At 68.2% G+C, this 12842-nt stretch carries 10 protein-coding genes and 1 pseudogene; all 11 read right to left on the reverse strand.

Features of this window, described 5'->3' with window-relative positions; all coding sequences use genetic code 11:
* Positions 1 to 47 precede the first annotated feature (47 nt).
* The 11 genes and pseudogenes from trxA to aceE all read right to left on the reverse strand — a co-directional run bounded on the left by trxA (position 48) and on the right by aceE (position 12638).
* Complete coding sequence (gene trxA / locus D893_RS05060; protein WP_024328207.1) at positions 48 to 440, reverse strand: thioredoxin; 393 nt, start codon at positions 438 to 440, stop codon at positions 48 to 50.
* Between the two features lie 57 nt (positions 441 to 497).
* Positions 498 to 1100, reverse strand: a complete 603-nt coding sequence (locus D893_RS05065) for an LON peptidase substrate-binding domain-containing protein (RefSeq protein WP_110619274.1) — start codon at positions 1098 to 1100, stop codon at positions 498 to 500.
* Positions 1097 to 1732, reverse strand: coding sequence for a flavin prenyltransferase UbiX (locus tag D893_RS05070; protein WP_018947420.1), 636 nt, complete (start codon positions 1730 to 1732; stop codon positions 1097 to 1099). Before D893_RS05070 ends, D893_RS05065 begins: the two co-directional genes overlap by 4 nt.
* Complete coding sequence (mpl, locus tag D893_RS05075) at positions 1729 to 3129, reverse strand: UDP-N-acetylmuramate:L-alanyl-gamma-D-glutamyl-meso-diaminopimelate ligase (protein ID WP_018947421.1); 1401 nt, start codon at positions 3127 to 3129, stop codon at positions 1729 to 1731. Before mpl ends, D893_RS05070 begins: the two co-directional genes overlap by 4 nt.
* Positions 3126 to 3644, reverse strand: coding sequence for a hypothetical protein (locus tag D893_RS05080; RefSeq protein WP_018947422.1), 519 nt, complete (start codon positions 3642 to 3644; stop codon positions 3126 to 3128). The genes mpl and D893_RS05080 overlap by 4 nt, the downstream gene beginning before the upstream one ends.
* Positions 3641 to 4408, reverse strand: a complete 768-nt coding sequence (locus D893_RS05085) for a VacJ family lipoprotein (RefSeq protein ID WP_018947423.1) — start codon at positions 4406 to 4408, stop codon at positions 3641 to 3643. The genes D893_RS05080 and D893_RS05085 overlap by 4 nt, the downstream gene beginning before the upstream one ends.
* A gap of 43 nt (positions 4409 to 4451) precedes the next feature.
* Complete coding sequence (locus D893_RS05090) at positions 4452 to 5675, reverse strand: argininosuccinate synthase (protein ID WP_019570447.1); 1224 nt, start codon at positions 5673 to 5675, stop codon at positions 4452 to 4454.
* Positions 5676 to 5761: 86 nt separating this feature from the next.
* Complete coding sequence (locus D893_RS05095; protein WP_110619275.1) at positions 5762 to 6754, reverse strand: OmpA family protein; 993 nt, start codon at positions 6752 to 6754, stop codon at positions 5762 to 5764.
* A 30-nt stretch (positions 6755 to 6784) separates the two neighbouring features.
* Entirely contained in the window at positions 6785 to 8566 is a 1782-nt protein-coding gene (gene lpdA, locus D893_RS05100; RefSeq protein WP_110619276.1) for a dihydrolipoyl dehydrogenase, read from the reverse strand.
* Between the two features lie 16 nt (positions 8567 to 8582).
* Positions 8583 to 9953: pseudogene (gene aceF / locus D893_RS05105) on the reverse strand (dihydrolipoyllysine-residue acetyltransferase); the annotation flags it as partial.
* 21 nt (positions 9954 to 9974) lie between these two features.
* Positions 9975 to 12638: a pyruvate dehydrogenase (acetyl-transferring), homodimeric type gene (gene aceE / locus D893_RS05110; protein WP_110619278.1), complete on the reverse strand. Its 2664-nt coding sequence runs from the start codon at positions 12636 to 12638 to the stop codon at positions 9975 to 9977.
* Positions 12639 to 12842 lie beyond the last annotated feature (204 nt).

The raw sequence follows: 12842 nt of genomic DNA on the forward strand, positions 1-12842 counted from the left end.
GCGACCCGGAAACGGGCCGCGGGAGGTGGTTACGGCGGGAGCCGGGCTCAGGCGTTGCCGCCGGCCTGCTGCTCCTGTTCCTGTTGCTGCTTTTCGATGTCAGCGCGCACGGCCTCCATGTCCAGCTCGCGCACCTTGCCCAGCACCTCGTCCAGCTGCGCCGCGGAGAGGACGCCCGGCTGCGAAAACACGATGACCTGCTCGCGGAAGATCATCAGGGTCGGGATGGAGCGGATCTGGAAGGCCCCGGCGATGCCCTGCTCCTCGTCGGTGTTGACCTTGGCGAAGACAACGTCGTCGTGCTTGTTCGAGGCTTCCTCGAAGGTCGGCGCGAACTGCTGGCACGGGCCGCACCACGGCGCCCAGAAATCCATGATGACGATGTCATTCCCGGTGATGGTGGATTCGAAGTTGTCCTGCGTGAGTTCCTGAACGGCCATGATCGGGCTCCGGCTTGAAATTACGGCCCTTTACCTTAACAGGCCGCCCGGATGCTGTCAGGGAGACGACTGCGCGAGCATGGCCGCCCGCAGACGCTCGAGACGATCGATCGGATCATCGGATTCCAGCAACGACTGTTTGATCCCGAGATCCACCGGCAGCAGCTCGGCAAGCCGCCCGGCCACCCAGGCCGAATCATCCAGGTGGCGCTCGAGGTGCGACCATGGCGTGCCCAGCTGATCCAGCAGACGCTCCAGCAGACCGGCCAGCGATGCATAGTCCACCGGCAGGCTGACCGCCGGCCATTCGTCCAGCGGCTCCACCTCGCCCAGCCACAGTCCGTCATCTCCCCGCCGCGGGTTGTGGACCCGCTGGCGCTGCGCCCCCTTGGCGAGGATCCCCAGCAGACCGTCGGAGCGCTGGTCCCAGTCGATGATGCGCGCCTCGGTGCCCACCGCATGGAACCCCACCGTCGGATCCGATTCGTCCGGCGGCTCTTCGCCCTCGGCGGGCGGCTCGATCGCCACCACCACGAAGCCGCTGTCGTCGCGCAGGCAGCCACGCACCATGTCGAGATAGCGCGTCTCGAAGATCCGCAACGGCAGCAGACCACCCGGGAACAGTACGGTGTTCAGCGGAAACAGCGGAAGCGTCTTCATTCGGGGCCGTCCTCTCCACCCTGGCGGTGCCCGGTCCCCCAGCGGGGACCCAGTGCGTGTTCGATCTGCAGGTGATCCAGGACCCGCGCCACCATGAAATCGATCAGGTCCTGCAGACCTTCAGGGCGATGGTAGAACGCCGGATTGGCCGGCATCACCACGGCGCCCATGCGGGTCAGACGCAGCATGTTCTCCAGATGGATCTCGGAGAACGGGGTCTCGCGCACCACCAGGATCAGGCGGCGGCGCTCCTTCAGGACCACGTCGGCGGCGCGCTCGATCAACCCGCGCGAAGCCCCGGTCGCCACCGCCGAGACCGTGGCCGTGGTACAGGGGCACACGACCATGGACTCGGGGGCCGCCGAGCCGCTGGCCACCGGGGCGGTCCACTGATCCGGGCCGTAACACTGAATCTGACCCGGCTCGGCAGCGTAGCGTTCACTGAAGAACCGGGCGATCTCCGCCGGCCGCCCGGGCACGCCGAGGTCGGTCTCCATCCCGAGCACCACCTGTCCCGGCTTCGACACCATCAGATGCACTTCGACCCCGGCCTGCACCAGACACTCCAGCAGGCGCAGGCCATAGGGTGCCCCCGACGCGCCGGTCAGGGCCAGGGCGATGCGCCGACTCATGACCGCTCCTCCCGCAGGCGGTCGATCAGGCGCTGATGCAGCCCGCCAAAACCGCCGTTGCTCATGATCACCAGGGTGTCGCCGGGTCGCAGGCCGTCCAGCAGCCCCTGCAGCAGCTCATCCACCGACGGCGCCACCGTCAGGCGCTCTTCCAGACGGGTGCGCAGCGGACCGATGGCCCAGTCCAGGTCGGGCGGCCGGTACAGGTGCACGCCATCAGCGCGATCCAGGGCATCGCCCAGCGCACCCGCGTGCACCCCCATGCGCATGGTGTTGGACCGGGGCTCCAGCGCCACCAGCAGGCGCCCGCCCTCGTCCAGTCCGCCGCGCAGGCCCTCGAGGGTCATGCGGATGGCGGTCGGGTGATGGGCGAAGTCATCCAGGACCCGGACCCCGGCGATCTCCGCACGCAGCTCCTGGCGTCGACGGACCCCGCGAAACTCCGGCAGCGCCGCCAGCCCGGTGGCGAGCGGCACGCCGGCGTGGCGGGCCGCGGCCAGCGCCGCCAGCGCATTGGCCTGGTTGTGCCGACCGCACATCGACCATTCAACGCGACCACACGGCTGTTCGTTTTCCAGGACCTCGAAGCAGCGCCCGTCGGCCGACAGCGAGCGAGCGCTCAGCGCGACCGCCGAGTCTGCGGGGCCATCCTCGCCGGTCGCGAGCCGCTCCACCGGTGTCCAGCAGCCGGACTCCAGCACGCGTTCCAGCGCGGCGTCCCCGGCGGGCATCAGGATCTTGCCCTGGCCCGGCACGGTGCGCACCAGATGGTGAAACTGACGCTCGATCGCCTGCAGATCCGGATAGATGTCGGCGTGATCGTACTCGAGGTTGTTCAGCACCAGGGTCCGTGGCCGGTAATGGACGAACTTGGCGCGCTTGTCGAAGAACGCACTGTCGTATTCGTCCGCCTCGATCACGAAGAACGGCGACTCGCCGAGACGCGCGCTCACGCCAAAGTTGCCGGGCACCCCGCCGATCAGGAACCCCGGCGCCATGCCGGCGTACTCCAGGATCCAGGCCAGCAGCGAGCTGGTGGTGGTCTTGCCGTGGGTCCCCGCGACCGCCAGCACCCAGCGGTCGTGCAGCACGTGCTCCGCCAGCCACTGGGGACCGGAGGTGTACGCCTGCCCGCGGTCCAGCATCGCTTCCACCGCGGGCGTGCCACGGGTCATCACGTTGCCCACCACCACCGGGACGTCCTCGGGCAGGGCTTCGGCCTCGTAACCCGCGTGGTAATGGATGCCTGCGGCCGCCAGCTGCTCGCTCATGGGGGGATAAAGCGTCTGCGCGTCGGCCCCGCTCACGCGATAGCCGCGGGCGCGCGCCAGCTGCGCCAGCCCGCCCATAAAGGTCCCGCCGATCCCGAGGATGTGCAGATCGGCGGAGCGGTTCATGCCGTCACCGCCCCGGCCACGCCCTGGGTGATCACCGACGAGATCAGGACGAACCCCAGCGCGATCACGACCCCCGCCATGCGGTTCGACAGTTCGAGGGCCTGGTGCAGGATGTGGCCATACACGAACAGCAACCAGCCCAGCAGGAGCAACATGCCCAGCACTGCCAGCGGCGGAGCCTCCCCGGCCTCCGGATCAATCGGAGCGACCAGTGTCAGCAACGCCATCAGCAGGCCGAGGATCGCGCCGGTACCCACCATCGCGGTATAGGTCTGGACCTGGCGCCCGACAAAGCCCTGAAACCGCAGTGCCAGGGCCACGAAGCCGAACAGCACCGCCACATCCACCAGATTCATGACCAGGGCCGCAGTCGCGCCATACATCGGCACGCCGATGGCCAGCCCCACGGCCACCGCGACCCCGGTCCAGAACACCGCGAGCGCGGGATCCGCCGGCAGGTCCTGCGGTCCGCGGCGGGCGCGCAGGATGTCCAGCATGACCAGCAGGCCGTTCACTCCCCGGCCTCCATGGCTTCCAGCGCCTCAAGCTCGTCCAGCATCTCCTCGGCCTGCTCGTCGGCTCGCCGGCCCCCGGTAAGGAAATCGCGCCGCTGCAGATACGCCCTGCGCATGGCGATGTAGGGGTCATCGGAAAGCTGGTCGATCATGGCCTCGGTGTCGATGAGCCCCGCACGCATGTCGACCACGTCCACCACCACCAGGCCGACCCACAGCGGCGTGCGATCGCGCCGGACGCTGCGGACGTTGCGCGGATCGGTCTGACTGTCGACCAGGCGGGCGGGCGCATCCCGCGCGGTGCTGGGCCCCAGCAGCGGCAGCTGCAGATAGGGCCCGGACGGCACGCCCCAGGCACCGAGGGTCTGGCCGAAATCCTCGTTGTTCTTGTCCAGTCCCATCGGCGAGGCGACGTCGATCAGGCCGGCCAGACCGAACGTGGTGTTGAACATCAGCCGGCTGGTATCCGAGGCCGCGGCGTGCAGATTGCCCTGCAACAGGTTGTTGAACAGGACCGTCACGTCGTTGAGGTTGGAGAAGAAATTGCCGACGCCCGTCTGCACCGTGTCGGGCAGGCGGCGGTACTGCACGGCCGTGGGCCTGAGGATCGCCTGGTCCACCTCCTGGTTGAAGGCGAACATCGCGCGGTTGTAGGACTCCCAGGGATCATCCGGATGGCGGTCCTCGGACGGTACGCTGGCGCAGCCGGCCAGGCCGAGCAGCAGACCGAGCGCCAGCCCGGGCACGACCAGCCACCGCAGCATGCCCCGCGCCGACCCTCGCGGACGCCCCGGGAAGCCCATGACCTCAGGTCCCGCTGCGGTTGCGGCTGGCCGCGATCCGCAGGCGCAGCGCGTTGAGCCGAATAAAGCCTTCGGCGTCCTTCTGGTCGTACGCGCCGGCGTCGTCCTCGAAGGTCGCGATGGACTCGTCGAACAGGCTGTCCGGCGACTGGCGACCGGCCACCATCACGTTGCCCTTGTACAGGCGCAGGCGCACCTCGCCGTTGACCACGCCCTGGGACTCGTCGATCGCCGCCTGCAGCATGCGCCGTTCGGGGCTCCACCAGTAGCCGTTGTAGATGATGCTGGCGTAGCGCGGCATCAGCTCGTCTTTCAGGTGGGCGGCCTCGCGATCCAGGGTGATCGACTCCAGGGCGCGGCGCGCGCGCAGCAGGATGGTACCGCCCGGGGTCTCGTAGCAGCCGCGCGACTTCATGCCGACATAACGGTTCTCGACGATATCCAGCCGACCGATGCCATGGGCCCCGCCGCGCTCGTTCAGCTTCGACAGCAGCGCGGCCGGCGAGAGTTGCTCGCCGTTGATTGAGACCGGATCACCGTTCTCGAAACCGATGGTGAGGACCTCGGGCTCGTTCGGAGCGGCCTCGGGCGACACCGACCAGCGCCACATGTCTTCCTCGGAGTCGGTCCACGGATCCTCCAGCGGGCCGCCCTCGTAAGAGATGTGCAGCAGGTTGGCGTCCATCGAGTACGGGGACTTCTTGCCCGCCTGGGCATAGTCCACCGGAATGCCGTGCTGTTCGGCGTACGCCATCAGGCGCTCGCGCGAATTGAGGTCCCATTCGCGCCACGGAGCGATCACCTCGATTCCCGGCTTGAGCGCGTAGGCCCCGAGCTCGAAGCGCACCTGATCGTTGCCCTTGCCGGTCGCGCCATGGGCGATCGCGTCGGCGCCGGTCTCCTCGGCAATCTCCACCAGCCGGCGCGCGATCAGCGGCCGCGCGATGGACGTCCCCAGCAGGTATTCGCCCTCGTAGACCGTGTTGGCGCGGAACATCGGGAAGACGTAGTCGCGCACGAAGGTCTCGCGCAGGTCCTCGATGTAGATCTGCTTCACCCCCAGGGCCTCGGCCTTGGCGCGGGCCGGTTCGACCTCCTCGCCCTGGCCCAGATCGGCAGTGAAGGTGATGACCTCGCAGCCGTACTGCTCCTCCAGCCACTTGAGGATGACCGAGGTATCCAGACCGCCGGAATAGGCGAGGACGACGCGCTTGATGTTCGAACTCATGGGCATGCAATCCTTGGGAAAGACACTGAATCAATGTTTACGCCGGCCAGTCGGCCGGGCGTATCGAGCCATGGCGGCGGGGACTGCTACCAGGCCGTACCGTCCCCGGGTTCCACCGGCTGCGGAGCGGCCGGGACATCCCCGGCGGGGTCGGCGTCACGGGCAGCCTCCGGTGCCGGATCCTCACCCTGAGGCCCGGAGCCGCTGCTGCCGCGCTCGCCCACCCACCAGATCTCGGCGCGACGGGCATCGCGTGACTCGTCCTCGACCCCGGGAGCGACGCCCCCGGCCTCGATTTCGATGTCGGCTGTGCCCAGGCCGGCCTCGCCAAGTGCGTCACGCACGGTTTCGGCCCGCTGCTGGCTGATTCGCCGGTTCACTCTGTCCGGGCCTTCGGCATCGGTCAAGCCGATCACCCGCAATCGCGGCCCTTCGACCCCGTCCAGGGCCGCCACCACCCGGTCCAGCGTCGCCCGGGCCTCACCATCCAGAGCCGTGCGCCCGGAATCAAAATAGACCACCCAGCGCTCGCGTGCCGTCCCGTCACCGGCCTCCGGGGCCCCTTCGGCCATCCCCTGCTCCGCCTGACAGATACGGAAGCCCTCGACCCGGCGCCCGAAACGGATGCCACGGAAATGCACGATGTCCTCGCCGTCGGGGAACCCAATGCGCACATCATGGCCGGCGAGCAGACGTGCCTTGAGGGCCTGCACGCGATCGTCCGGCACACGGAAGCGGTCGTCCGGGCCCGCCCGCAGCATCAGCGACAATGGCGCCGGGCCGTCGCCGGGAAGCCATTCCGGTGCCCCGGTTTCCAGCGGCGCCTGCGAGCGCCCGGGCACGGGATAGGGCGGATCCCAGAACGCGCGGACCGCCAGACCGGGACGGGTCTCGAACTGCAGCGAACCGCCGTGGCGCACCCGCTGTTCCAGGCGGCACAGGTCGTCGATCTCGACGCGGGTCCAGTCCGAACGCTCGAGCGTCTCCTGATACAGCGTGCCGCCCGGCGCCGGAGCGGCCAGCAGGACCAGCGCGGCGCCGGTCAGCCAGGCCGCCAGCCGCCCGGCAACCCGCGGCAACCCCGGACGTGACTCGCGGCGCACCCGCCTCTAACCCTTCTTCGGCGGCAGGATGTCGGTGATCGAGCCGTGCGCGGCCTCGGCGGCAAAGGCCACCGTCTCGCTGAGCGTCGGATGCGGATGGACGGTCAGGCCGATGTCCTCCATCTCCGCCCCCATCTCCAGCGCCAGCATCGCCTCGCCGATCAGGTCGCCGGCGGAGGGCCCGACCAGCCCGGCGCCGATCACCCGGCCCTCGGCATCGAAGAGCAGCTTGGTCATGCCGTCCTCGGCGCCCAGCGCGATCGCCCGGCCGGAGGCGGCCCAGGGGAACACGCCCCTGGTGTACTCGATGCCGTCGGCCTTCGCCTGTTCCTCGGTCACGCCCATCCACGCGACCTCCGGGTGGGTATAGGCCACCGACGGGATCGCGCGGGCGTCGAAGTGCACCTTGTGCCCGGCGATCACCTCGGCCGCGACCTTGCCCTCGTGGGTCGCCTTGTGCGCCAGCATCGGCTGGCCGACCACGTCGCCGATGGCGAAGATGTGCCCGACATTGGTGCGCTGCTGGCTGTCGACCTCGATGAAGCCGCGCTCGCTGACCTGCACCCCGGCGGCCTCGGCGTTGATCTTCGCGCCGTTCGGGCTGCGCCCCACGGCGACCAGCACGCGGTCGAAGGTGTCCTCTTCCGGCAGGCCCTTCGCCTCGCCCTCGAAGCGGCAGACGATGCCCTGCTCGGTGGCCTCGGCCCCGGCGACCTTGCTCTTGAGGAAGATGTTCTCGAAGCGCTTCTTCGCGCGCTTCTCGAACGGGCGCACGATGTCCCGGTCCGCCCCCGGCATCAGGGTATCGGACAGCTCCACCACCGTGACCTTCGTGCCCAGCGACTCGTACACGCAGGCCATCTCCAGGCCGATGATGCCGCCGCCGACCACCAGCATGCGCTCGGGGATGTCGGCCAGATCCAGCGCATCGGTGGAATCCATCACCCGGTCGTCGTCCCAGGGGAAGCCCGGCAGTTTCACCGCCTGCGAGCCGACGGAAATGATCGCGTGCTCGAAGCCGATCACCTCGCGGCCATCATCGCCCTCGACGGCGATGCTGTGGGCCCCGGTGAATTCGCCGACGCCCTGCACCACGCGCACCTTGCGCTGCTTGGCCAGCTGCTTGAGGCCGCCGGTCAGCTTCTTGACCGTCTTGTCCTTGTAGCCGCGCAGGCCGTCGAGGTCGATCTCGGGCTCGCCGAACTTGATGCCCAGGGCGGCAAAGCGCTCGGCCTCGTGCAGCACCTCGCCGGCGTGCAGCAGCGCCTTGGACGGGATGCAGCCGACATTCAGGCAGACCCCGCCGATCTGCGGATAACGCTCGACCATCACCACGTCCAGGCCCAGGTCCGCGGCACGGAAGGCGGCGGTATAGCCGCCGGGGCCGGAGCCCAGCACCAGCACCTGGCACTGGCTGTCGGTGTTCGGGTCGGCCGCGGCCTGCGGCGCCGGGGTGGAGGACGCCCGGGCCGCGCCGGCGGGTTCCGCGGACGCCGCCTCGGTATCCTCCGCCGGGGCGGGCGAAGCCTCGCTGTCCGCGGCCTCCGCACCGGCCTCCAGCTCCAGGATCGGATCCCCCTGAGAGACCCGCTGGCCGGTCTTCACGTGCACGGATTTAACCGTACCCGCCTGCGGTGCCGGGACATCGATGGTCGCCTTGTCCGATTCGAGCGTGATCAGCGGGTCTTCCGGGGCGATGGTACTGCCCGGCTGGACCAGGACCTCGATGATCTCGACATCCTTGAAGTCGCCGATGTCGGGGACTTCGACGGTGGTGGTCTGACTCATGACAAAGCTCCGGTGATTACAGCAGCATGCGCCGCATGTCGGACAGCAGCGCGCTCAGCGTGGTGGTGAAGCGGGCGCCCAGGGCCCCGTCGATCACCCGGTGGTCGTAGGACAAGGCCATCGGCAACACCAGACGCGGCTCGAATTCCTCGCCGTTCCAGACCGGCTGCATCGAGGCCTTCGACACCCCGAGGATGGCGACCTCCGGGGCGTTCACGATCGGCGTAAACTGGGTGCCGCCAATGCCACCGAGGCTGGAGATGGTCAGACAGCCGCCCTGCATGTCGGCAGGCTTGAGTTTCTTCTCGCGCGCCCGCTTCGACAGGTCCATCAGTTCGGAGGCGATGTCCACCAGACTCTTGCGGTCCACGTCACGCACGACCGGAACCACCAGACCATCCGGCGTATCCACGGCCACGCCCAGGTGGTAGTACTGCTTGATCACCAGATTCTCGCCGGTCGCGTCCAGCGAGGCATTGAAACGCGGGTATTCCTTGAGCGCGGAGACCACCGCCTTCATCAGGAACGGCAGGAAGGTGATCTTGACCCCCTGCTTCTCGTATTCGGCCTTCAGCGATTTGCGGAAGTCCTCCAGCTCGGTGATGTCGGCCTCGTCGAACTGCGTCACGTGCGGGACGGTGACCCAGTTGCGATGCAGGTTCTGGCCGGTGAGCCGATTGATCTTCGACAGCGGCCGGGTCTCGATCGGACCGAACTCGGAGAAATCGATCTCCGGCATGGGTTCGACCCCCAGTCCGGAACCGGCGGGCTGGCTGAGCGCGCGCTTGACGAAGGCCTGCACGTCCTCGCGCAGGATGCGCCCCTTGCGACCGCTCCCCTCGACCTTGGACAGGTCGACCCCGAGCTCGCGCGCGAACTTGCGCACCACGGGCGAGGCATGGGCGCGACGGAACGCGGACTCGTTCTCGATATGGGCGGTGGGCGATGGCCGCGGGCCGCCCTGGCCGCCCCGCCCGCCGGTACCACCCGAGTCGCCGGCCGATGCCCTGGCCGGCGCGGACCCGGTATCCGGCGCGCTGGCCGAGGCCGCGGGTGCCGTTTCTTCGCCTCCGGCGGAGGCGGCCGGGTCGGCGGCGGCCTCCGCGAGAGCTTCCCCGGCACCACTGGCGGCCGCCTCGTCCGCGGGGGCCAGTTCGAGGATCGCATCTCCCTGCGAGACGCGGTCCCCGGCCTTGACCTTCATTCCCTGCACGGTACCGCCCTGCGGTGCCGGGATCTCGATGGAGGCCTTGTCCGACTCCAGGGTGATCAGCGGGTCCTCGGGCGCCACGGTGTCACCCGGCTTGACCAGCACCTCGATGATCTCGACGTCCTTGAAGTCACCGATGTCGGGGACTTCAACCGTAATCGTGTCGCTCATGTCTGCTCCTGCCTCGGGACGCCGGCCTCAGGCCTGCAGGGGGTTGGGACGATCGGTGTCGATCTCGTATTGGTCGATTGCCTCGCGGACGGTCTTCGCCTCGACGGTCCCGGCATCGGCCAGGGCCTTCAGCGCGGTCACCGCGATGTGGTAGCGGTCGACTTCGAAGTGGCGCCGCAGCGCGGAGCGCAGGTCCGAACGGCCGAAGCCGTCGGTGCCCAGCACACGATAGTCGGCGGGCACATAGGCGCGGATCTGATCGGCGAAGTTCGACACGTAGTCGGTGGCCGCGACCACCGGCGCCTCGGAACCGCCCAGGCACTGTTCGACCCAGCTGCGACGCGGCTTCGCGTCCGGATGCAGCCGGGCATGGCGCTCGCAGTCGCGACCGTCACGCGCCAGCTCGGTAAAACTGGTCGCGCTCCAGACCTCGGCCGACACACCGAAGTCCTGCTCCAGCAGCGCCGCGGCCTCGATCGCCTCGCGCAGGATGGTGCCGGACCCCATAAGGCGGACCTTCTTTTTCTTGCGCCCGCCGGTCTGGAAACGATACAGGCCGCGGCGGATGCCCTCTTCGGCGCCCTCCGGCATCGCCGGCTGATGGTAGTTCTCGTTCATCGCGGTGATGTAGTAGAAGACGCTCTCCTGCTCGCGGAACATGCGCCGCATGCCGTCCTGCACGATCACCGCCAGCTCGTAGGCGAACGTCGGATCGTAGGCGATGCAGTTGGGCACATTGGCCGCCATCATGTGGCTATGGCCGTCGTTGTGCTGCAGCCCTTCGCCGGCCAGGGTGGTGCGGCCGGCGGTTCCGCCGATCAGGAAACCGCGCGCCCGCTGGTCGCCGGCGGCCCAGATCAGATCGCCGATGCGCTGGAACCCGAACATCGAATAGAAGATGTAGAACGGGATGGTTGCGACGCCGTGGGTGGAGTAGGACGTCGCGGCGGCGATCCAGGAGGAGATCGAGCCGGCCTCGTTGATCCCTTCCTCCAGGATCTGGCCGCCCTTGTCCTCCTTGTAATACATCACCTGGTCCTTGTCCTGCGGCTCATAGAGCTGGCCGACCGAGGAATAGATGCCCAGCTGGCGGAACAGGCCTTCCATGCCGAAGGTACGCGCCTCGTCCGGGACGATCGGGACCACGTGCCGGCCGATCTTCTTGTCGCGCGCGAGGATCTGCAGCATGCGCACGAAGGCCATGGTGGTGGACATCTCGCGGTCGCCGGAGTCCTCCAGCAGCCCGGAAAAGGCGTCCAGTCCGGGGACCTCCAGCGGCGTGGTCATGTGCCGCCGCTGCGGCAGGTAACCGCCGAGCGCCTTGCGCCGCTCGTGCATGTACTGCATCTCGTCGGAGTCGGGATCCGGCTTGAGATACTCGGCCCGTTCCACCTGCTCGTCGGACAGCGGGATGTTGAAGCGGTCACGGAAGTGCTTCATGTCCTCCGTGTCCATCTTCTTCTGGCTGTGGGTGCGGTTCTGGGCCTCGCCCGCCGAACCCATGCCGTAGCCCTTGACGGTGTGCGCCAGGATTACGGTGGGCTGGCCGGTGTGCTCCATGGCCTCCTTGTAGGCGGCGTAGACCTTGACCGGGTCATGCCCGCCGCGATTCAGGCGCCAGATCTCCTCGTCGGACATGTTGGCGACCATCGCCTTGAGCTCCGGATACTTGCCGAAGAAGTGCTCGCGCACGTAGGCCCCGTCGTTGGCCTTGTAGTTCTGGTAGTCGCCGTCGACCGCCTCCATCATGCGCTTCTGCAGCAGGCCGTCGGTGTCCTTGGCCAGCAGCGGCTCCCAGTAGCGCCCCCACAGGACCTTGATGACGTTCCAGCCGGCGCCACGGAAGATCGCCTCCAGCTCCTGCACGATCTTGCCGTTGCCGCGCACCGGCCCGTCGAGGCGCTGCAGGTTGCAGTTCACCACCCAGGTCAGGTTGTCCAGCTTCTCGCGCGAGGCCAGGGTGATCGCCCCCATGGTCTCGGGCTCGTCCACCTCGCCGTCGCCAACGAAACTCCAGACATGGCGGTTCTCCGTCTGCGCCAGCCCGCGATCCTGCAGGTAACGCATGAACCGTGCCTGGTAGATGCTCATGATCGGGCCCAGCCCCATGGACACCGTCGGGAACTGCCAGAAGTCCGGCATCAGCCAGGGGTGCGGGTAGGAGGACAGCCCCTTGCCGTCCACCTCGCGGCGGAAATGATCCAGCTGCTCCTCGGTCAGGCGCCCTTCGAGGAACGCACGGGCGTAGATCCCCGGTGAGGAGTGTCCCTGAGCGAACACCAGATCACCGCCGTGCTCGTGCGACGGGGCGCGCCAGAAATGGTTGAAGCCGACGTCGTAGAGCGTGGCCCCGGAGGCGAAGGACGCGATGTGTCCACCCAGTTCCGGCGACACCCGGTTGGCCTTGACCACCATCGCCATCGCGTTCCAGCGGATGTAAGAGCGGATGCGGTGCTCCAGCGCGCCATCACCGGGGTACACCGGTTCGAGATGCGGCGGGATGGTGTTCACGTACGCGGTATTGGCCGAATACGGAAGATAGGCACCGCTGCGCCGGGCCTTGTCCACCAGGGCCTCCAGCAGGGCGTGCGCCCGTTCGGGCCCGTCGGCCTCCATCACGGAGGCAAGGGCGTCGATCCACTCCTGGGTTTCCTGCGGATCGATGTCATTCGGGATGGCGTTCAGGTCCATGCGTCTACCCCTGAAAACGGGTTGGGAAACGGTTCGCGGGCGCGGGGCCGTGCCACCGGGCGCGGGGCGGTTCTGCTACCATGCCGCGGCCCGGGCGGACAGAAAGGCGCAAGTATCCCGACTGTGTTGCCAACAGGTCAAGCGAAAGCGTTCTATGGCGCCGATCTCCCGCAAAACGGGAGGGATACGCAAAGATCTTCCCGG

It is taken from the genome of Thioalkalivibrio sp. ALE21 (assembly GCF_003208255.1).
Classification (GTDB): Bacteria; Pseudomonadota; Gammaproteobacteria; order Ectothiorhodospirales; family Ectothiorhodospiraceae; genus Thioalkalivibrio; species Thioalkalivibrio halophilus.

Excerpts from the sequence above, each read along its gene's own strand:
- trxA (WP_024328207.1), bottom strand. The coding sequence starts at position 440 with ATGGCCGTTCAGGAACTCACGCAGGACAACTTCGAATCCACCATCACC.
- D893_RS05065 (WP_110619274.1), bottom strand. The coding sequence starts at position 1,100 with ATGAAGACGCTTCCGCTGTTTCCGCTGAACACCGTACTGTTCCCGGGT.
- D893_RS05070 (WP_018947420.1), bottom strand. The coding sequence starts at position 1,732 with ATGAGTCGGCGCATCGCCCTGGCCCTGACCGGCGCGTCGGGGGCACCC.
- mpl (WP_018947421.1), bottom strand. The coding sequence starts at position 3,129 with ATGAACCGCTCCGCCGATCTGCACATCCTCGGGATCGGCGGGACCTTT.
- D893_RS05085 (WP_018947423.1), bottom strand. The coding sequence starts at position 4,408 with ATGCTGCGGTGGCTGGTCGTGCCCGGGCTGGCGCTCGGTCTGCTGCTC.
- D893_RS05090 (WP_019570447.1), bottom strand. The coding sequence starts at position 5,675 with ATGAGTTCGAACATCAAGCGCGTCGTCCTCGCCTATTCCGGCGGTCTG.
- lpdA (WP_110619276.1), bottom strand. The coding sequence starts at position 8,566 with ATGAGTCAGACCACCACCGTCGAAGTCCCCGACATCGGCGACTTCAAG.
- aceE (WP_110619278.1), bottom strand. The coding sequence starts at position 12,638 with ATGGACCTGAACGCCATCCCGAATGACATCGATCCGCAGGAAACCCAG.